The following is a 19,868-nucleotide window of genomic DNA, read 5'->3' as shown; positions in this document are numbered from 1 at the left end:
CCTCCAAGTTCTGTAGTTAGTCTCATAAATAACATTGTACACATTTCTTTGATTTGATACAAGGTCTTGGTGGGAATTGTTTTTCATAATCCGCTATACCTCCCCAGTTCAATATGACTTTTCCGCCAACTACGAGAAACACGCTCCGCGTGTTTCTCAAGTTATCGCGGCAGTCGCCAAGGTCTCGTGCAAGCACGCACTTTGACTCGTTGCTCGCGTAAATAAAATAAGGAACAGCTACGAAAGCCATTCCTCATTTTCTCTATTCTGCTTCTTTCTTCTGTGAAAATTTCATGAATGTCACAAATACAAGCATCATGATGATTCCTGCCGGAAGTGCGATCCATGCACTCTGTACAAATCCGGCAACAATATAAGTGATAAAAGAGATCACTGCGCAGCCTGCCGCATATGGGAGCTGTGTATTGACATGATTAATATGATTGCACTGTGCACCGGCAGATGCCATGATCGTTGTATCCGAAATAGGTGAACAGTGGTCACCACAAACTGCTCCAGCCATACATGCGGAGATGGCAATGATCATCATCGTCTCATTCTTTCCTTCAAATGCATGTACCACGATCGGGATCAGGATTCCGAATGTTCCCCAGCTTGTACCAGTTGCAAATGCAAGGAAGCATCCCACAAGGAAGATGATTGCCGGAAGAAGATTTACCATACCTTCCGCACTTCCGGCTACAATACCTGCTACATATTCCGCCGCCCCAAGACTGTCTGTCATAGATTTCAGTGTCCATGCAAAAACAAGAATCAGGATTGCCGGAACCATCGCCTTAAATCCATCCGGGAGACATGCCATACATTCATCGAATTTCAGCACACGTCTTACCAGATACAGCACGATTGTGATCACAAAAGCAAAGAAACTTCCGTACACCAGTCCCTGGGAAGCATCACTTCCTGAAAATGCTTCTACAAAACCGACTCCGTCAAAGAACCCACCGGTGTAGATCATTCCGATCACACAGCAGATGATCAGTGAAATAATCGGGATCAAAAGATCCATTACTTTTCCTTTACAGTTATCCACTGTCTCTTCCTCCGCATTTGCATACGGTCTGTCCGGTGTGGTGTAAATATCACCTTTTTTCGCATTATCTTCATGAAGCTTCATCGGACCATACTCAACCTTCATCATAACCATTGCAATCATCATCACGATGGTAAGGATTGCATAGAAGTTATATGGAATTGCACGGATAAATATCGAAAATCCATCTTCACCTTCTACAAAACCGGTAACGGCTGCTGCCCAGGATGAAATCGGTGCAATGATACATACCGGAGCTGCTGTCGCATCGATCAGATACGCAAGCTTTGCTCTGGAAACATTCTGCGCATCCGTTACCGGACGCATCACGCTTCCGACTGTCAGACAGTTAAAATAGTCATCGATAAATATCAGCACACCAAGAACGATTGTTGCAAGCTGTGCACCGACACGGCTCTTGATATGGGAACTTGCCCATTCACCGAATGCGGTAGATCCTCCTGCCTTATTCATCAGGCAGACCATGGTTCCTAAGATAACCAGAAAAATCAGGATTCCCACATTATAGCTGTCAGAAAGAACACCTACGATCCCTTCCTGAAAAATATGGGTGATGGTTCCTTCAAAGGAAAATCCGGAATAAAACATTCCACCCACTAAAATCCCTACAAATAACGAGCTGTACACTTCTTTTGTGATCAGTGCCAGTGCGATCGCAACCACCGGTGGAACCAGTGACCAGATGCTGGCGTACATCTTCGGTACATACTCCTCCGCGTCTGCTGCAAAAGCGACAAGGGGACTTGCCATTACGCAGATCATTATAGCTGCGAACAGACTGCTTAACTTTTTCATTTTTTCTCTCAATTAAAAAACCTCCTATTTTAAAACATAAAAATGCCATGAATAACGCTTGCACCGTCAAAACGCATTCATGGCATGTATAGTCTTCCTTAAATGTTCTTCCGATAGCGCTCCACATGTGTGACAGTACGCTGCATCTTCTGCATCGTCCCAGAAACCGGGGTTGGGATTCCGGCTCCTTCGGCGGTATTTCCTTTCTCTTCTGTCGGCTTCCCTGCCGCATCTTTCAGAAGGTACTGATAAATCCCGCGCCTCTATCAAGCTGAATATTCATCATTTTCTTTATCAACCATACTATAAAATTTTCATTTTTGCAAGAGATAATTGCTATTTATACATAAATTTCCAGTCCCTTTCCACCACATACCACTCCCAGACTTTTGAATGTGCAACGACAAAAGGAGCCAGAGACTTTCGTCCCTGACTCCCTATTCAAGTCAATCTTATTCTTCAGAACCGTACAGTGTAACGAGTTTCTGCAGATATGCATATCTAGCTTTTGCTTCTTCTTCGTTCTTAGCAAACAGAACTTTAGCCTTTTCAGGATTGAATCTAGCAAGAGCGTTGTAACGAACTTCTCCGTTAAGGAACTCTTCGTATCCAGCAAGGTCTGGTGCTTTGCTGTCAAGAGTGAACTTAGATCCTTCAGCTGCCGGATTGAAACGGAAGTTGTTCCAGTATCCACATTCAACTGCAAGCTGTTCTTCTGTCTGAGCTTTGCTCATGCCTTTCTTGATACCATGGTTGATACATGGAGCGTAAGCGATGATCAGGGATGGTCCCGGATATGCTTCAGCTTCTGCGATAGCTTTTACAGTCTGGTTGAAGTCAGCACCCATAGCGATCTGTGCAACGTATACGTAACCATAGCTCATTGCGATAGAAGCAAGGTCTTTCTTCTTAGTTTCTTTTCCGCCTGCTGCGAACTGAGCAATAGCACCAGTCTTAGTAGACTTAGAAGACTGTCCACCTGTATTAGAGTAAACTTCTGTATCGAATACCATTACGTTGATGTCTTTTCCACTTGCAAGTACGTGGTCAACACCACCGAATCCGATATCGTAAGCCCATCCGTCACCACCGAAGATCCACTGAGATTTCTTAGCGAGGAAGTCTTTCTTTTCAACGATATCTTTGCATGTCGGGCAGTCGCATCCTTCTAATGCAGCAACAAGTTTGTCTGTAGCTGTTCCGTTAGTAGCTCCACATCCGTATGTTTCAAGCCATTCGTTGCAAGCAGCTTTTGCTTCTTCGCTGGCTTTATCTGATGCAGCAACTTCTTCAACTTTCGCTTTCAGACCTTCTCTGATTGCTTTCTGAGCAAGTAACATACCGTAACCAAACTCAGCAGCATCTTCGAACAGTGAGTTAGACCAAGCCGGTCCCTGTCCCTTAGCGTTTACTGTGTAAGGTGTAGACGGAGATGAGTTACCCCAGATAGATGAACATCCTGTTGCATTAGCGATGTACATTCTGTCACCGAATAACTGTGTGATAAGTTTAGCGTATGGAGTCTCTCCACATCCGGCACAAGCTCCTGAGAACTCAAGCAGTGGCTGTTTGAACTGAGATCCTTTTACTGTATTTTCTTTAAATTTAGCAACAACTTCCGGTTTTACTTCGATTTCTGTACCAAAGTCAAAGTATACCTGTTCTCCAGCGTTCTCTTCCATGTTACCCATAACAAGAGCTTTTTCACCCTTCTTACCTGGGCAGACATTTGCACAAGAGCCACATCCTGTACAGTCATAAGCTGATACAGTCATTGTGAACTTCATTCCCGGCATACCGATCATGTCGATTGCTTTCAGTCCTTCTGGTGCTTTTGCAAGTTCTTCTTCTGTAAGAGCTACCGGACGGATTGCAGCGTGCGGACATACATATGCACAACGGTTACACTGGATACATGTTTCTGACTGCCAGATCGGGATATCTACTGCGATACCACGTTTTTCGTAAGCAGCTGTTCCTGACGGTGTAGATCCATCTACATAATCTTTGAATGCAGATACAGGCAGTGTGTTACCTTCCTGAGCATTAACCTTAGACTGAATGTTCTTAACGAATGCTACTGCATCTTCTCTTCCACCCTTAACTTCTGGTGTGAACAGACCTTCGTCTTCGCAGTTCTTCCAGCTTTCCGGTACTTCGATTGCGTTAACCTGCTTAGCTCCGGCATCGATAGCATCGTAGTTCATCTGTACGATCTTATCACCTTTCTTACCGTATGTAGCCTTTGCAGCTTTCTTCATAAGGTCGATAGCTTCTTCTTCCGGAATGATGTTAGCCAGTTTGAAGAATGCAGACTGAAGAACTGTATTGATACGTCCGCCAAGTCCGATTTCTTTACCGATCTTGATACCATCGATTGTATAGAATTTGATGTCATGGTTGGCGATGAATGCTTTAACCTGTCCTGGAAGATGTTTGTCAAGTTCTTCTGCTGTCCATGGGCAGTTAAGAAGGAATGTACCACCATCTACAAGTTCCTGAACCATGTTGTATTTGTTGATGTATGACGGGTTGTGGCATGCAACAAAGTTTGCTTTATGAATCAGGTAAGTAGATTTGATCGGTTTCTTACCGAAACGGAGGTGAGACATTGTAACACCACCGGATTTCTTTGAATCATAATCAAAGTAAGCCTGTGCATACATATCTGTGTTATCACCGATGATCTTGATAGAGTTCTTGTTAGCTCCGACTGTTCCGTCAGCTCCAAGTCCCCAGAACTTACAGTTGATTGTTCCTTCTGGTGTTGTAACCAGTGGAGCACCAACTTCAAGAGAAAGTCCTGTTACATCATCAACGATACCGATTGTGAATTTAGGTTTTGCTTCGTTCTCGAATACAGCAACAACCTGAGCCGGTGTTGTATCTTTAGAACCAAGTCCGTAACGTCCTGAGTTGATCTTAACAGCGTCGAATTTAGTTCCTTTAAGAGCTGCAACAACATCAAGGTACAGAGGTTCTCCAAGAGATCCTGGTTCTTTTGTTCTGTCAAGAACGTTGATGTACTTAACAGAATCCGGAATTACATCTACAAGTGCCTGTGCGCAGAATGGTCTGTAAAGACGAACTTTAACAACACCAACCTTCTTGCCCTGAGCAAGTAAGTAATCGATTGTTTCATCGATTGTGTCACAAACAGATCCCATAGCGATGATTACGCTTTCAGCGTCTTCTGCACCATGGTAGTTGAACAGTTTGTAGTTTGTTCCGATCTTAGCGTTAACTTTGTCCATGTATTCCTGTACGATTGCCGGCATAGCATCGTAGTATGGGTTACATGCTTCACGAGCCTGGAAGAATGTATCCGGGTTCTGAGCTGATCCTCTTTCACATGGATGGTTCGGGTTCAGTGCATGTGCACGGAATTCCTTGATTGCATCCTTATCTACGAGATCTTCCAGATCTTCGTAATCCCATGTTTCGATCTTCTGGATTTCGTGTGATGTACGGAAACCATCGAAGAAGTTAATGAAAGGAATTTTACCTTTCAGTGCTGCACAATGTGCAACCGGTGTCAGGTCCATAACTTCCTGTACGCTGGATTCACAGAGCATTGCGCATCCAGTCTGACGACAGGCGTAAACATCTGAATGATCACCAAAAATATTAAGAGCGTGTGAAGCTACTGCACGGGCAGATACGTTGAATACACCCGGAAGCTGTTCACCAGCAATTTTATATAAGTTAGGAATCATAAGAAGTAAGCCCTGGGAAGCTGTGTAAGTAGTAGTAAGCGCACCTGCTGACAGTGAGCCGTGTACAGTACCTGCTGCACCTGCTTCAGACTGCATTTCTGTTACCTGAACAGTCTGACCAAAAATATTCTTTCTTCCTTGTGTTGCCCATTCGTCTGTGGCTTCAGCCATTACAGATGAAGGTGTGATCGGGTAAATAGCAGCAACTTCTGTATAAGCATAAGAAGCATGAGCAGCTGCATGGTTACCATCCATGGTCTTCATTGATCTTGCCATTTTCTTTGTTCCTCCTTAGATTGTGTCAAAACTTTTACTTGTGTTAAAATTTTTCTACACTTTCGTTCGATATTATTATAGCTGTTCATATATGAAAAGTCCAGTCATTTTACTGTTCTGATTGTTCCTTTTGACGTACAAACCCTGTATTTCACAGGGTTGTTTTATGCAAACTGCAGTAAGTTTTAACTATCTTATATTATAAAAGAGACGGACATCTGTCCGCCTCTCACCACACATTATCAATTACTTTATTAACGACTATTATACGTTGAATCTGAACAGGATAATATCTCCGTCCTGTACAACATAGTCCTTACCTTCCAGTCTTACCAGACCTTTTTCTTTTGCAGCGTTATAAGTGCCACATGCCATCAAGTCATCATAGGATACGATTTCAGCGCGGATGAATCCTCTTTCAAAATCAGAATGGATCTTTCCTGCTGCCTGTGGTGCTTTCGTTCCTTTTTTGATCGTCCATGCACGGACTTCCGGTTCTCCTGCTGTCAGGTAACTGATCAGTCCGAGAAGGCTGTAGCTTGCCTTGATCAGCTTTTCAAGGCCAGATTCCTTAAGTCCCAGTTCTTCCAGGAACATGCTCTTTTCATCATCATCAAGTTCCGCGATCTCCTGCTCAATTTCCGCACATACAACGAATACTTCGCAGTCCTCTCTTTTTGCATACTCACGGACTGCCTGTACTCCCGCATTACTTGCACCATCATCTGCAAGATCATCTTCTGCCACATTTGCAGCGAAAATGACTGGCTTGTAGGTCAGAAGATTGTAGCTTTCCAGCCACTGCTGTTCATCTTCGTCATTGATATCATCAAAGCTCTTTGCCATCTTTCCATCTTCCAGATGTGCTTTAATTCTTTCCATCAGTGCCAGCTCTTTTGCGATCGTCTTGTCATTTCTTGCTGCTCTGACTGCTTTGGAAATTCTTCTTTCCAGGATCTCAAGGTCTGAAAAGATCAGCTCCAGGTTGATCGTCTCAATGTCACGCAGCGGATCGATACTTCCGTCTACATGGACAATATTGCTGTCCTCGAAACAACGTACTACATGAACAATTGCATCAACCTCACGGATATTTGCAAGAAACTGGTTTCCAAGACCTTCTCCTTTGGATGCACCTTTTACAAGACCTGCGATATCTACAAACTCAATCGCTGCCGGGATGATCTTTTTGGTGTGATACATCTCACCAAGCACATTCAGACGTTCATCCGGTACAGTAACAACGCCCACATTTGGATCAATGGTACAGAATGGGTAGTTGGCTGATTCTGCTCCTGCTTTTGTCAGTGAATTGAATAAAGTACTTTTTCCTACATTCGGTAATCCTACGATTCCTAATTTCATTTTGTATATTTCCTCCTATAAATCCTTTGATTTTCAGTATAATTATCTAAATTCAGTACTCTGTATTATACCATAGCCTTTTCTCTTTGTGAATATTTAAGTTTCTGTTTTCTTTACACTTGTAAGCAACCTTATTTGTAAAACTTAATTTTCTCTAAGAAATTTGTTGCGCCTGCCGCCAATGACAGATCGTTCTTGATGAAAATTTTTTTGGTTATTTGAATACCTGAAAACCCAAAACACTCACCCATTCCGGGTGAATGCCTTATCAAAATTTCCTTATTTTGTTGTCTATGACGCTTATTCAGATATGCCCGCATATCTGCTAAAATGTAATTGCCTGCAATTATATTTTCACGTGGGTATGGAGACGTAATCCCCATCAAGTCTGCTACTCGTAAGTAATACAAAATTGTCAAAATGACAATACTGTAATACACGGGTGGATCTTGCTCTGGTTGTAACATATTAATTCACGCGATAATAGGCCCAAATGGGAACTTTCACCATTCAAGCCTATATATTTATATGTCTTTCAGATAATAGCGTAAAAAACAACTGTAACAGGGTAAAGTTCACAAGAATTTCATTTCAAAGCTTAACATAGATCCTAAATAGTCACCATGTCTCTTCTATCTCTTCTTGCATATAAAATGTGTAACCGCAACATTAATAAGCAATAAAGATAATATTACACCTACAGTAATATGAATTGGCCAATAAAATGTAAAATATGACAATTTATTTTCCATATAAATTTTTACTCCAAACACAACTGCCACTCCTACTGTAAACAACATTCCCACCACACACATAAAATAATAACTACCTTCTCCAAAAAGCATTAATTTCATCTGCTTATCCGTCATTCCGATACTTTTCATAATATCTAATTCTTTTCGCCTGGAGTACATCCCAGTGAATACAACGTTACAATAATTGGTCAATCCCGCAATGAATAATATGATACTTACAGCACCTAAGAGAATTCGATTTCCTCTCATATATGTTTCTTTTTGCTGCATCAGGTCTGATTTACAGACAACAAAAACTCCTGCTTCGCCGGTTCCTTCATCCATTGATACTTCTGTCATTTCGGATCGTTTTTTATTTTCCTCGGAGACCAGCTCGCTGATTTGTGTTTTCACATAAGGTTCTTTTTCCGAGTCGGCAGTTAATTCCATTGTTAATATCTTTTTCTCAGTCGGTATCTTTTGAAAGCCTTGCTCACTGATAAAATAATATAAGCTGCCCTCTCCATGCCAGGATTGATGTATTTCCGGGAAATCATCACTTTGCCTGTCTAAATAACCACATAGAGTAAATGTTTCCGATTCTTTTTGAGGGAATTCGTCTTCCTGTTGTTTCTCTTTATTTTCAGAATTACTTTGTTCTTTTCTACGAATCGCATCTTCCCTTGAAAGCAAAGTTTTAAAGTATACCGGTTCGCCAATTGCTTCATCTGCAAGTTTTTGCTGTTCCGGGGTCAGCATATGATCATGTATGAGCAACACTCCATTTCCTTCTTCCAAAGATTTCAAATCAATATTGAGTTGATTATCCTGAACGTATTTCTCAAGCAACAAGATTTGATTGTCATTTAAAATCTGCACAGTATCCCAACTGAATCCTTCCACCATATTGTCATCTGTAAGATTCGAAAGCCCTTCGTCATAAGGACGGATTCCCTTTCTGGACATAACTGTAGTTACATAAGCTCCTTCGATCAAATTAGATTTTTCCCAATCGATACCATCTATCTTGTGTAATTTTTTCTCCAACTCTTGAGAAATTGGTGAAAATTCATCATAATCGTTATCATACAACAGTTCCACACCATCTCCCTGCGTCAGCAAAGGATCCACATCGATTTCTCTTGTTTTATATTCTTCCCCACACCCCTGGCTTTTCCCAAATTCGCTAAACTCTCCTGCCAGCAAAAAATCAGGACGTTTCTCAAGAAGATGCTTATAATCACATCCATTTGTAAGTACATTCATTAGAATAAAGGATAGGACACCTAAAAATATAGAAAGACTTGTAATGATAAATCGTGCTTTCTGTCGTGTTATATTTCCCCATGCAATATAGAACATTTCTTCTGTTTCAGAACGTCTGTGCACTATTTTCCCAGAGTGTTTTGTTTTTCTGGCAACTGTATTTTCGTTATAAGCAGCACTCTCAATACAAGACAGCTTCGTTATTTTTCTAATAACGCCTTCCGATGCTATCCACAAAATTCCATTTACAAATACAACAGAAAGCAAAAGAATCCACGGTCTGAAAAAGGAAAGTATTGTATTCCCTCCCATTTCCTGATAAAAATGGAAACCTAATAGTTCCGGTATTAATAAGACTAAAATCAGTGCAGAGATCAAACTTCCCAAGACAGAACCTTTTAACATGAGTGACCTCATTTGTTTCCGGTATATTTTTGTAATCTGTCTTTCTGTGGCTCCGATTGTGTGGAGCAGTCCGAGATTTTGAACATCTTCGCTCATGGATATCCAAAGGACATTGCGTACAAGGAAATATATTCCACACAAAATTCCTATTGTTCCCAATATCACCATCTCATATCCACCTGCGAATTTAGAAACAGCAGTATATTGTGCTGTATCAGAAACGTATATCTTCTGATCTGCACTCTTCATCGGCAATGTCTGATATAATTTTTCCTCTGTTTTACTCCTGTTTAAATGATCACTCTGACTGAAAAGTAAAGTATAAGGACCCTTTTCCAGTTTCAACTCTTTAATTTTGTCATGTGAAATATATCCGATTGCTAATTCATTTCCAGAGTCTGTATACCAGCCACACAATTCGAATTTTTCTTTCGAATGTTCGAACACACCTTTGTATACATCTAAGTTTATTTCCATTCCCTGTTCCGGTTCAGAGATACCAAGTTTTTTCAATGCCCGCTCAGATAATAGAATTTCATCCTTTTTCTGTGGGTAGCTTCCAATCACATTGGTATATGCCGGTCTCCAAAAATTGTTCCAGCTTTCTGAGTCAGCCCAGACTATATCACATATCGTTTTTGCATTGTTCTCCGAAACTTCTGTAGCTTCACCTACAAAAATACTTTTTCCAACTTGTTTTATATAATCCAGTTGTTTTAATTTTGCATATTGTTCTTCTGTTCCATCTTCTATTCTCCCCGAAGAAGCAGTTCCATTTTCTCTGATTAATCTTATTTCTTCTGCCTGTATTTTTCCAAAGGAGATTCCGAATACCATGGTAATAGCAACAATGCCGATTACAATCGAGCAAAATAGAATCGTATTTCTCACCTTTTTGGTGCCTGCCAAATTTTTAGCCAGGAATCGGATTATGTCTTTATTGTTATTCGGAATGTTCTTGTGAAGCATAGTAATCCCTCCTAACAATCGTTACAATCTCTTGTATAGATTTTTCCATCAGACATACGTATTACTCTGTCTGCCATCTGTGCGACCTCTTCTTGATGCGTCACGATCAATGTCGTCTGATGAAATCTTGCAGCACAGGATTTTAGTAATCCTACGACTTCCATACTTGTAACAGAATCCAGATTTCCGGTCGGTTCATCCGCCAGGACAATTGCCGGTTTCGTCAACAATGCCCGTGCTATAGAAACTCTCTGTTGCTGTCCACCGGACAGTGTTGATGGAAAACGTTCTAATTTATCTTTTAATCCAAGTATTTCTACAATTTCATTAAAGAAATCTATATCGATTTCCTTACCGTCAAGTCGCATCGGAAGAACTATGTTTTCGCGTATACTAAGCGAAGGAATTAAATTGTATTGTTGGAATACAAATCCGATATTTCTTCTTCTGAATATTGTTCTTTCTTCCTTGTTAAGATCTTTTAAACTTGTATTTCTGATCCAGACACCTCCAAAATCCGGAATGTCAAGACCTCCTAACATGTTCATAAGTGTTGTCTTTCCACATCCGGACGTACCAACAACCACTATAAATTCACCCTCTTCCACCGTTAATGCCACACCATCTAAGGCACGCACTTCATATGTATCGGATGTATAATATTTTTTTAGATTCATGGCTTTGATTATATCCATCTTTTCTGTAAACTCCTTTCGTAAATGCTACCTTTAACTCAGCCATAATCTATTATACATGGTACCTCTTACAAACTTCTTACAAGCTGCATATGAACTGTCTATACCGGAAGATTCACTTCTATAAGCAGCCCTGGCTTCATTTGTTTTGCTTTCATCATCCCTTTTTGTAATAAGACAATCTCTCTGGAAAGGTATAAACCAATTCCGCATCCTTCCTGCCCTCTTGCCTGTTCACCTCGATAAAATCTTTGAAAAATTTTGTTTTCTTCTCCGTCTTTTATCCCGATTCCATAATCTCTTATCTGAATTTTATAAAACATTTCCGTTTGTTTCATTGTGATATCGATCGTACTGTTGCTTTTGCTATATTTGACTGCATTATCAAACACATTATAAAACGCCTCACACATCCAGTTTTTATCATGTTCGCAAATGATTTTCTCCGGCAATTCTACTTGAAAAAAGATACCTTTATCTTCTGCCTTTTTTTGTATTTGCCCTAATGCATTTAGAATTGTTTCGACAAGATTTTCTTTTTGCATGTGAACTTGTATGATTCCTTGCTCTAATCGAGCAGTTTTTATAAAGCTTTCCACTAAAAAACATAATTGTTCTTCACTCGTTCGCAAGTCTTTCATGTATTCTGTATTCAATACTTCTTGCGTTTCATCCAATGACTCTTGCAGCAATTCTGTATAATTTTTTATATTCGCCAGCGGTGTCCTTAGTTGATGCGCAATCTCAGAAATCAATTTTTGTATCTCATATTGACTTTTTTCGGCCTCTTTTCTTCTTCCTTCTAACATTTCCTGTAAACGGATTAACTGATTGGCTGTTTTAGAATAAAGCGTTTCCTTCCCTATATCAGAATCATCTAAGTCATTGCCATTTATTAAAGATTCGGTCAGTTTATATATTTTGTTCATTTCCTTTGTTCTAAAATGATTTTCAACTAAATATACAGTGCTTCCTCCGAGTATGAAACCTACTAAAAATACTGTGAAAATTGCTACAGCCATGCTAATCTCCCATTCTATATCCCATTCCAAATACATTACTGATAACTTTCGATGATTCATTTAATTTCTTTTTCAATCTGCTAATCATAACGCTAATTGTGTTAGGATCAATGAATTCACTATCAATTCCCCATATATTTTCCATTATCATCTCTTTTGTAAGAACCTGATTCTGGTTCATAATAAAATATTCCAAAAGCTGATACTCTTTGAGTGTTAACGATATTTCTGTTTTTCCTACAAAAACCTGTTTTCTATCCGAATACAAGATAACCTGTCCGCACATAAAAACATTTTCATTTGATTTTCTCTTCAAAACAACTTCCATACGTTTTAACAATACCTTTATTGAAAATGGTTTGACCACATAATCATCTGCTCCTATATCAAACGCTTTTAACATATCTTTTTCATCATCTTTTGCGGTTAAAAAAATAGCTGGAATTTTTCCATTTTTTTGAAGCTCTTGATATAGATTTATTCCATCTCCATCCGGTAATCCAATATCTACAATCAACAAATCTACAGATCTATCTATATTTTTAATTGCTTCTTTTCTTGAACCAGCAAGAATCGTTGTATAACCTTTATTTTGCATAGATGTATCCAAAGCTTTTCTCAACAAAGTGTCATCTTCTATAATTCCTATTACCATACACACCTCCTGATTTTTCTAGAATATAATACAAAAAAGCCCATTACAATATACATAACACCTCTGCATATTGTAACGGACTTTTTTCAAACCCAGACTTGGTGCAAGCACCATTTCTGATAAAAACTTCGAAAGTTTTTGTTCTATGTGCATATATTACCCAATTTCATTCACAAAGTCAATATGTTTTCTACTAAATTTTCAAGTACCTTTTATGTTTTGGATTATTATTTTGCTTCTTAATATATTGTATTACTCCACTAATGAATCTATACGCTTCAGCAATAACCTGATTTTTTTCAAAATACTCTTTGTACTTCAAAACTCTTCCACCTTTTTCACAGAAAAAATGGTACAATTCATCCATTGTTTTATCACGCATATTACGGTTAGCAGCCTCCTTTAAAAGGTCATTATAAACAAATAGAAGTGCTACAAAATCATGAAATGCCGGATAAGCCATATATTTACTACGAGCATGTAAACTAATTTCCTTTTGAGCCTGAGATAATGCATTTCCATACTTAAAGGATAAAGATACATTTTTTCAGTCTCTACTCTCATAAAAGCTCCTAAAACATCTGTGTAATTCTTGCGATCTCCATAACTACAATCTTTAGCATCACTCCACCAGACATCACATGAAACCATATCTCACGCATATGCTGTTACTTTGCTATTGGTGCAATAAGTTTCATCCTTTTTTCCTCCTCCATATAAACGACGCAGTGCAAAACTGTAACGCTACAATCCATTCCTGATGCTCTGATTCATCGTTCAAATCATTTCACCCTTTCAACTTATCTGCATTTCCTGTAAGAAATGATCCATATGCTCTTCCAGTAACTTTATCACTTGACTTTTGTCTTCTGCTCCATCATATATACTATAAAGCAAAAAAATAGGTCCATAAAAATCAAGTGCTGTCTGTCTGGCTTTTCCTTCATCGCCCAGCATTCCTGAAAACAAAGCTTCCATATAAGTTAATGGTCCGCTTGCAAGATAATTCTGATATAGCTGTTCCATCTGTGGCTCCCTGTACTGTTCCAATGTCAACATCTTACGAAAACAGCTTGAAAATTCTTCCTCCGTCCAATGAAGAAACTGCACCTTTGTAAACTGCTTAATCTTATCAAATGCCGTTTCTTTATACTCGGCTGTAACCTTTTTCAGATCACCCTCCGGCATTTCATACTGCTTTACTCTCTCAATATCCAATTCATTCATTTTTTCAATAATACTGTCCAATATCTCCTGCTTGCTTTTATAATGCTTATACAATGCAGCCTTGGTTACTCCAAGTTTTGAAGCAATATCATTCATGGATGTTCCCATATATCCACTCTGTGCAAATAACTTCAAAGCTTCTTCCAATATTTTTTCCTTTGTGTTCTTTTCTTTGCTTTCCATGTCTATCTCCTAATTTAAATCTGTTATTAAGTTACCTTTTGGTAACTTGTCAAGTAAATTATAAATTAGTGTTTTCTTTCTCCCTGCATCTTGAAAAAATAACATACCGTTTTGCATTATTGTTAGTTCTGCATCGACATCATTGGCAAACTTATGGATAGTCTCCTGTGATGTCAGATTATCTTTATCTCCATATAATATACAAGTCGGAACCGACCAATTGACCGGATGATTACGCACATAACACAAATATTCCCAAGACAATGTTTCTCCAAATCCTGTAATTATCAACTGTTTTTCACGTAACTTTTCTTCCGTTATATCCGCCCATCTCATCATGTCAAGAATCACCTTTTCCATATCAACGATTGGTGAAATGAAAAAGGCTTTGTTTACCCGCCGAAAATAATATTTTCTATCGTCTGCCTTCCCCCTCTGGCAGCAATGTAACAAAATAATAAATAATTCCGAATACAGCTATACTTCCCAGCATAATACCGATCATCTGATTTACACCTACTACATTTCCATGAAATACCGGATTGCAATCAAGAGTGGCTCTTATCGCTTCAACCATCTCATCCGGATAATGTTTTCTCTCCATCTCCATGAATACTCCGTGAAGCATATGATTCTTAATCAATGAAGTGGCATATGTACTCGGAAGATAAGACAGTGCCTTCTGAAGACCTGATCCAAAATTTGAAATCGGCATATAAGCACCACATATAAAACCATATCCTGCGCTGACAATTGTACCTACAGCCGAAAGCTGTCCCTGTGTTGTCAACGGAAAGCTAATGATACTTGAAAGCGTACTTCCAAACAGGACGAGCAATATCATATCAAATAAAACCCATAATACATCTACTGCATTCAGATACCATCCCATTTTAAGCAGATATCCCAGACATAATACAAACGCAAGTCCATTGACCATCAATGAATTAGCTACTGTTGACAGAAAATATCCCAAATATATTTTTCCCTTGCTGACAGGCGAAACATTAAAATCCTTCCATGTTCCATTTGCCTTGTCCTGCACCATAGTCAGATTCACACAAAATGTTACAGTGATACAGCTCACTGCCATAAGTGATGCTGTCAGTTGTGCTGCCACAGTTCCATTAATGAGCTTATCCGAAATCGTGATCATATCCGGAATCGCTGCTGTAAAAGAATCTCTGAAAACTTTTGCAAGAAACGTAGCATACAGAACAATCAGAATGACAGGGGTGATCATTGATGTAAACAACATCCCTTTATCTTTAAAAAACAGTTTCCTGTTCCTGTTCATTAATGCCAATACTGTTCTCATCAGCGTTCACCTCCAAGCTTTTTTCCTGTGACTGCAAGAAATACATCATCCATTCCGCCTTTTACTACTTCATAATCCCTGAATAGGTCCTGATGTTCTACAATAAGCTCCGTAGCTTCCTTCGTATTTCTTACTTTTATCTGATATCCGTCACGTATTTTTTTATATTCTCTGTTCAATGACTTTATTTCATCTTCGGAAACACCATAAACAGATACTATATCCTGTACATAATCATTTTTAAGTTCAAACGGTGTACCTTCCGCTGCGATACTTCCTTTGTCGAGAATCACAACATACCCGGCATTAGCAGCCTCTTCCATATAATGGGTGGTTAGAAATACTGTCATATTTTCATTTTTCTGTAGCTTCTCGATAACATTCCAGATTAATTGCCTTGTCTGTGGATCAAGCCCTGTTGTAGGCTCGTCAAGAATCAAAATTTCCGGTCTATGCAATAATGCACGGGCAATATCAATCCTCCTTCTCTGACCTCCCGACAGCTTACCTACAGGTCTGTTTAAAAACTCGTCAAAATCCAAAATCTCGACCAGCTCCTGTAATCTCTTATCAAAGGCATTTCCTGTAATGCCGTACAAAGCAGCTCTGCTCATTAGATTCTCTTTCACCGTAAGTGGTTTATCAAGTACGCTATCCTGAAATACAACACCAAGCATCCTTTTTGTCTGTGCGCCGGCTTTGTCAGTTTCTATTCCGTTTACCTGAACCGTTCCACTGTCTTTTTTCAGCAGTCCACAAAGAATAGAAATGGTTGTACTTTTCCCTGCACCGTTTACTCCTAGAAATGCAAACAATTCTCCTTTTTTCACACGAAAGCTCAAATCATTGACCGCTTTTACTTCGCCAAAGCTTTTATTCAAGTGGCTGATTTTAATGATATCTGATTCCATATCTTCTCCTTATATTTTCATTTTTCCTTAAATGCTGCAGCATATGTTGGATTTATCTTTTAAAATAAAATCCATATATTAAAAAGTAATATAAATGCAAAAATTGTCCATGCCCATTAGCAGTTACCAATCGGTTACTTATATTCTAGTAATCAATTGGTAACTTGTCAATCTTTTTCTAATCTTCTATCACTTCTATCGGATGAGCATCCGAAACATAAATCATCGGATCATATGAATAAAAAATATAATTTTTTCGCTTGCCGTTTTCGTTCTTCACTTGTTTTGTTATAAGCCATTATCTTTCTTCCGATCTGATTTTTGGTATAGAAATCAAATCGGAGCATGGCGGTGACCGGATATGTGGTATCCCACAATTCTCAAAAAATGTCGAAAAAAAGTGTTGCAACCAGTATGATGATTACAACACTTTGTTCATTCTTATTGTTTAATTCTTTTTGTTGGACCCATTGATGCAAATACCACTTCTCCTATTGCTCATGTCTCCCCTCAAAACATTACATTTAGAAGCATATGACATAATAATTAACCACTACCCCATATTATAAATAACACCCAGAGATACTTATTTCAGACTGATAATCAGATTTTTATTGAATTTATTAATCTATATGTTATGACAACATATCTTTCAGACATGTACTCCGGTAGTCACTCGGTGATATTTTATATCTTTCTTTAAATACTCGGTTAAATGTTCTCTGACTTTCAAATCCACTATCCAGACAAATGTTTGTAATAGAATCACTCGTATTTTCCAAACGCTGGCATGCATAGTTCAACCTTACATCGTTAAGATATTGATTAAAGTTTCTATGGAATGTTTTGGAAAAGAGTCTGGATAAAACATATTTGCTCACCCCCAGATCTTTTGCCATCTCTTCCAGCGAAAATTTCTTCTTAAAATTTGCTGATATATAGGAAACTGTCTGGTAAATAAGATCGTTGCTCCCCACATTACTCTTTTCTACCAAATTTAATTTTCCTATGCAGCGTGCCAACACAATTTGAAGATATGCCTGTGCAACAGTAATATCCGACTGTTCTGTCTCTAAAATTGCATTTATAACCCTATATACCTCCGGTTCAACCTTTTCCGCTTTGATGATTGGGTATTCAGGGGCCATGGATTGCATGATATCTGCAAATTTGGCTATTGTAAATGGCGATGCAATCAGATAAGTCGCTTTATTTACACCGGGTGTCAGTACCTGATAGTGATGAATAACATCTGGAAATACAAAGCCTATATCTCCTTTTTCCATATGGTATAGTTCCTGTCCGACACCAAGTTCTAATGATCCACTTGTTACACAAACGATCTCCAGTGCATTATGAAGATGTGGTTCAATATGTTTTGACTTCCTATTTATTGCTATGATCTCCTCTTTTGTGTCAACATATTTTAACTGCATGAAATACTCCCCTTTGCAACATTTGTCTATATCTTCTTTCGATTTGGCAAGCAATCCTTTTACACCTATCTTATAATCAACTTGTAAATAAGGAAAGGAGGAATTGCAAATGAGCAACCTAAAAAAATATCTGAATGACCTTTTAGTATTCTACACTGAATATTTTGAGCATCCTTACCATGCATAAATACTAAAAGGACTATTTTGTGAAAACTGAATATTTTCTTAAGGCCATTTCACAAAAATGAAGTGGTCCTTTTTTATTTTTAAAATACAGTTCTATCACTTTATATATAGAAAAAAGCACTGTCTCATCGAGCAATGACCAGACAACGCTTTCTCCTGTCAATTCTAATTTATGTCTGATGCATCTGTTACTTTATCTGTAGCAATTCCTTTTTCTGCTTTCAGTTTTTTATTTGCATCTTCTACATTCATTCTTGAAAGTACAAACATAATCAATACATCAAAGATTAACGGAAGCCAAAGATACATAAACTGCATCATATCAAGTGCAGACTGCGGCTGAGTTGCATTTGTTCCGATATATCCACTGAACTCAAGCAGCCATCCAACAACAGCGGTTCCAATACCTCCACCGATTTTTACGCCAAGAGAAGTACAAGAGTACATCGTTCCGTCAATTCTCTTTCCCTGTGTAAGGTAAGTGTACTCAGAGCAGGATGCGATAACTGCATTCATATCTCCCTGCCATGGTCCCTGACCTAAGGCTGCAAGAGCTGTAAATGCCATCATCAGCGGAACACTGCCCATATATCCGGCAACAACAACAAGTGCTCTACCGATGACTGCTAAGACGTAACCTCTTAAGTTCAGTTTATACATACCTTTCCACTTACCAACTAATGTCGGTGTGAAAATCAGGGCAATGATCAGTGGAATATTTACTGCCCATGCAAATTTTCCAAACAAATTCTTATTTTTCAGTACCCATGTCATGTAATAAATGCCAGCTCCAATCATGGCACCATATAACTGCTGTAAAATATATGTTCCACAAATCATCATGTAATATTTGTTTTTAACAAGAAGCTTGAATGCCTGTACCATTCCGTACTTTTCATTATCATCCTTTACTTCTCCTTCGTTAAGTTCTTCCTCAGGAAGTTCCTTAACAGAAAGTGCTGAAATCGTATTTACGACAAGACCAATGATTGCATAGATAATAGCAACCGTTCTCCATGCTGCAGCATCTCCACCACATTTATCTACAAATCCAACTGTAATTGCCTGAATCAGAAGACTTGTTGAAAACGCAAAAATAAAACGGTAAGATCCCATCTGCACACGCTCTTTGCTGTTCTTTGTAATCAGTGACGTAAGTGCTGAATAAGCAATATTGTTTGCTGTATAAAACACACCATTTAACAGTGTGTAAGAGATAAAGAACCATGCATATTTAGCCGTTGTTCCCAAGCTGACTGGTACTGCAAAACAGCAGACCAGCGTAATGGCACAACCAATATATCCATATAGCATCCAGGGTTTCGCTTTTCCCATTTTACTGTGTGTTTTGTCAATCATTGATCCAAAAAATATATCCGTAAAACCATCAAATAGTTTTGATACGGCAATCAGGGTACCTACGACACCTGCAGCAAGTCCTACTGAGTCCGTCAAATAGACCATCATAAAAGATGTCAGGAACGCATAGACTACATTACCTGCAATATCGCCTGATCCATATCCAATTTTGTTATACCATTTCAAATACTTTTTTTCTTCCATCGAATTTCTTTGCTCCTCATCTTCATCGCACTTAGAATTTCAAGATGTCTAACAGAGTATGATGTCTAATT

Annotated in this window: 15 protein-coding genes and 1 riboswitch; all 15 genes read right to left on the bottom strand. The window is 38.7% G+C overall.

Annotation, left to right across the window (positions count from 1 at the left end):
- Positions 1-262: 262 nt before the first annotated feature.
- Positions 263-1,870 carry a Na+/H+ antiporter NhaC family protein gene (locus PGY05_RS14775; protein ID WP_442872499.1) on the bottom strand — a complete coding sequence of 536 codons (1,608 nt, stop codon included), beginning with the start codon at positions 1,868-1,870 and terminating at the stop codon, positions 263-265.
- A 106-nt stretch (positions 1,871-1,976) separates the two neighbouring features.
- A riboswitch (Lysine riboswitch) is annotated at positions 1,977-2,144 on the bottom strand.
- 178 nt (positions 2,145-2,322) lie between these two features.
- Positions 2,323-5,862 (bottom strand): pyruvate:ferredoxin (flavodoxin) oxidoreductase, encoded by a 3,540-nt coding sequence (nifJ, locus tag PGY05_RS14770; protein ID WP_270476232.1) that lies wholly within the window; start codon positions 5,860-5,862, stop codon positions 2,323-2,325.
- Between the two features lie 264 nt (positions 5,863-6,126).
- Positions 6,127-7,227 carry a redox-regulated ATPase YchF gene (gene ychF / locus PGY05_RS14765; RefSeq protein ID WP_022220674.1) on the bottom strand — a complete coding sequence of 367 codons (1,101 nt, stop codon included), beginning with the start codon at positions 7,225-7,227 and terminating at the stop codon, positions 6,127-6,129.
- Positions 7,228-7,358: 131 nt separating this feature from the next.
- Positions 7,359-7,694 (bottom strand): hypothetical protein, encoded by a 336-nt coding sequence (locus PGY05_RS14760; RefSeq protein ID WP_270476231.1) that lies wholly within the window; start codon positions 7,692-7,694, stop codon positions 7,359-7,361.
- 165 nt (positions 7,695-7,859) lie between these two features.
- Positions 7,860-10,601, bottom strand: a complete 2,742-nt coding sequence (locus tag PGY05_RS14755) for an ABC transporter permease (RefSeq protein ID WP_270476230.1) — start codon at positions 10,599-10,601, stop codon at positions 7,860-7,862.
- Between the two features lie 11 nt (positions 10,602-10,612).
- Positions 10,613-11,296: an ABC transporter ATP-binding protein gene (locus PGY05_RS14750; RefSeq protein ID WP_270476229.1), complete on the bottom strand. Its 684-nt coding sequence runs from the start codon at positions 11,294-11,296 to the stop codon at positions 10,613-10,615.
- A 101-nt stretch (positions 11,297-11,397) separates the two neighbouring features.
- Entirely contained in the window at positions 11,398-12,318 is a 921-nt protein-coding gene (locus tag PGY05_RS14745; protein WP_243272527.1) for a sensor histidine kinase, read from the bottom strand.
- Position 12,319: 1 nt separating this feature from the next.
- On the bottom strand, positions 12,320-12,973 hold the full coding sequence (locus PGY05_RS14740) for a response regulator transcription factor (protein ID WP_195487960.1): 654 nt from the start codon (positions 12,971-12,973) through the stop codon (positions 12,320-12,322).
- Positions 12,974-13,166: 193 nt separating this feature from the next.
- Complete coding sequence (locus tag PGY05_RS14735) at positions 13,167-13,436, bottom strand: hypothetical protein (protein WP_270476228.1); 270 nt, start codon at positions 13,434-13,436, stop codon at positions 13,167-13,169.
- 332 nt (positions 13,437-13,768) lie between these two features.
- Entirely contained in the window at positions 13,769-14,383 is a 615-nt protein-coding gene (locus PGY05_RS14730; RefSeq protein WP_270476227.1) for a TetR/AcrR family transcriptional regulator, read from the bottom strand.
- A 9-nt stretch (positions 14,384-14,392) separates the two neighbouring features.
- A complete protein-coding gene (locus tag PGY05_RS14725; protein WP_270476226.1) occupies positions 14,393-14,743 on the bottom strand; it encodes a hypothetical protein in 351 nt (116 codons plus the stop codon).
- Positions 14,744-14,798: 55 nt separating this feature from the next.
- Positions 14,799-15,701, bottom strand: coding sequence for an ABC transporter permease (locus tag PGY05_RS14720; protein WP_270476225.1), 903 nt, complete (start codon positions 15,699-15,701; stop codon positions 14,799-14,801).
- Positions 15,701-16,612: an ABC transporter ATP-binding protein gene (locus PGY05_RS14715; protein WP_270476224.1), complete on the bottom strand. Its 912-nt coding sequence runs from the start codon at positions 16,610-16,612 to the stop codon at positions 15,701-15,703. The genes PGY05_RS14720 and PGY05_RS14715 overlap by 1 nt, the downstream gene beginning before the upstream one ends.
- Positions 16,613-17,247: 635 nt before the next feature.
- Positions 17,248-18,048, bottom strand: coding sequence for a helix-turn-helix transcriptional regulator (locus PGY05_RS14710; protein ID WP_055157441.1), 801 nt, complete (start codon positions 18,046-18,048; stop codon positions 17,248-17,250).
- A gap of 351 nt (positions 18,049-18,399) precedes the next feature.
- Positions 18,400-19,797 (bottom strand): MFS transporter, encoded by a 1,398-nt coding sequence (locus tag PGY05_RS14705; protein WP_270476223.1) that lies wholly within the window; start codon positions 19,795-19,797, stop codon positions 18,400-18,402.
- Positions 19,798-19,868: the final 71 nt, after the last annotated feature.

The sequence above is a fragment of the Coprococcus sp. AF51-11b1 genome (assembly GCF_027682785.1).
In the GTDB taxonomy this organism is placed as follows: Bacteria; Bacillota; Clostridia; order Lachnospirales; family Lachnospiraceae; genus Allocoprococcus; species Allocoprococcus comes.
Note: the sequence above shows the minus strand (reverse complement) of the source record. Positions and strands in the feature narration are given on the sequence as shown.

What these genes read in the sequence shown, in the direction of transcription:
- PGY05_RS14775 (WP_442872499.1), bottom strand. Translation starts at nt 1,870, where the DNA reads ATGAAAAAGTTAAGCAGTCTGTTCGCAGCTATAATGATCTGCGTAATG.
- nifJ (WP_270476232.1), bottom strand. Translation starts at nt 5,862, where the DNA reads ATGGCAAGATCAATGAAGACCATGGATGGTAACCATGCAGCTGCTCAT.
- ychF (WP_022220674.1), bottom strand. Translation starts at nt 7,227, where the DNA reads ATGAAATTAGGAATCGTAGGATTACCGAATGTAGGAAAAAGTACTTTA.
- PGY05_RS14760 (WP_270476231.1), bottom strand. Translation starts at nt 7,694, where the DNA reads ATGTTACAACCAGAGCAAGATCCACCCGTGTATTACAGTATTGTCATT.
- PGY05_RS14755 (WP_270476230.1), bottom strand. Translation starts at nt 10,601, where the DNA reads ATGCTTCACAAGAACATTCCGAATAACAATAAAGACATAATCCGATTC.
- PGY05_RS14750 (WP_270476229.1), bottom strand. Translation starts at nt 11,296, where the DNA reads ATGGATATAATCAAAGCCATGAATCTAAAAAAATATTATACATCCGAT.
- PGY05_RS14745 (WP_243272527.1), bottom strand. Translation starts at nt 12,318, where the DNA reads ATGGCTGTAGCAATTTTCACAGTATTTTTAGTAGGTTTCATACTCGGA.
- PGY05_RS14740 (WP_195487960.1), bottom strand. Translation starts at nt 12,973, where the DNA reads ATGGTAATAGGAATTATAGAAGATGACACTTTGTTGAGAAAAGCTTTG.
- PGY05_RS14735 (WP_270476228.1), bottom strand. Translation starts at nt 13,436, where the DNA reads ATGGCTTATCCGGCATTTCATGATTTTGTAGCACTTCTATTTGTTTAT.
- PGY05_RS14730 (WP_270476227.1), bottom strand. Translation starts at nt 14,383, where the DNA reads ATGGAAAGCAAAGAAAAGAACACAAAGGAAAAAATATTGGAAGAAGCT.
- PGY05_RS14725 (WP_270476226.1), bottom strand. Translation starts at nt 14,743, where the DNA reads ATGGAAAAGGTGATTCTTGACATGATGAGATGGGCGGATATAACGGAA.
- PGY05_RS14720 (WP_270476225.1), bottom strand. Translation starts at nt 15,701, where the DNA reads ATGAGAACAGTATTGGCATTAATGAACAGGAACAGGAAACTGTTTTTT.
- PGY05_RS14715 (WP_270476224.1), bottom strand. Translation starts at nt 16,612, where the DNA reads ATGGAATCAGATATCATTAAAATCAGCCACTTGAATAAAAGCTTTGGC.
- PGY05_RS14710 (WP_055157441.1), bottom strand. Translation starts at nt 18,048, where the DNA reads ATGCAGTTAAAATATGTTGACACAAAAGAGGAGATCATAGCAATAAAT.
- PGY05_RS14705 (WP_270476223.1), bottom strand. Translation starts at nt 19,797, where the DNA reads ATGGAAGAAAAAAAGTATTTGAAATGGTATAACAAAATTGGATATGGA.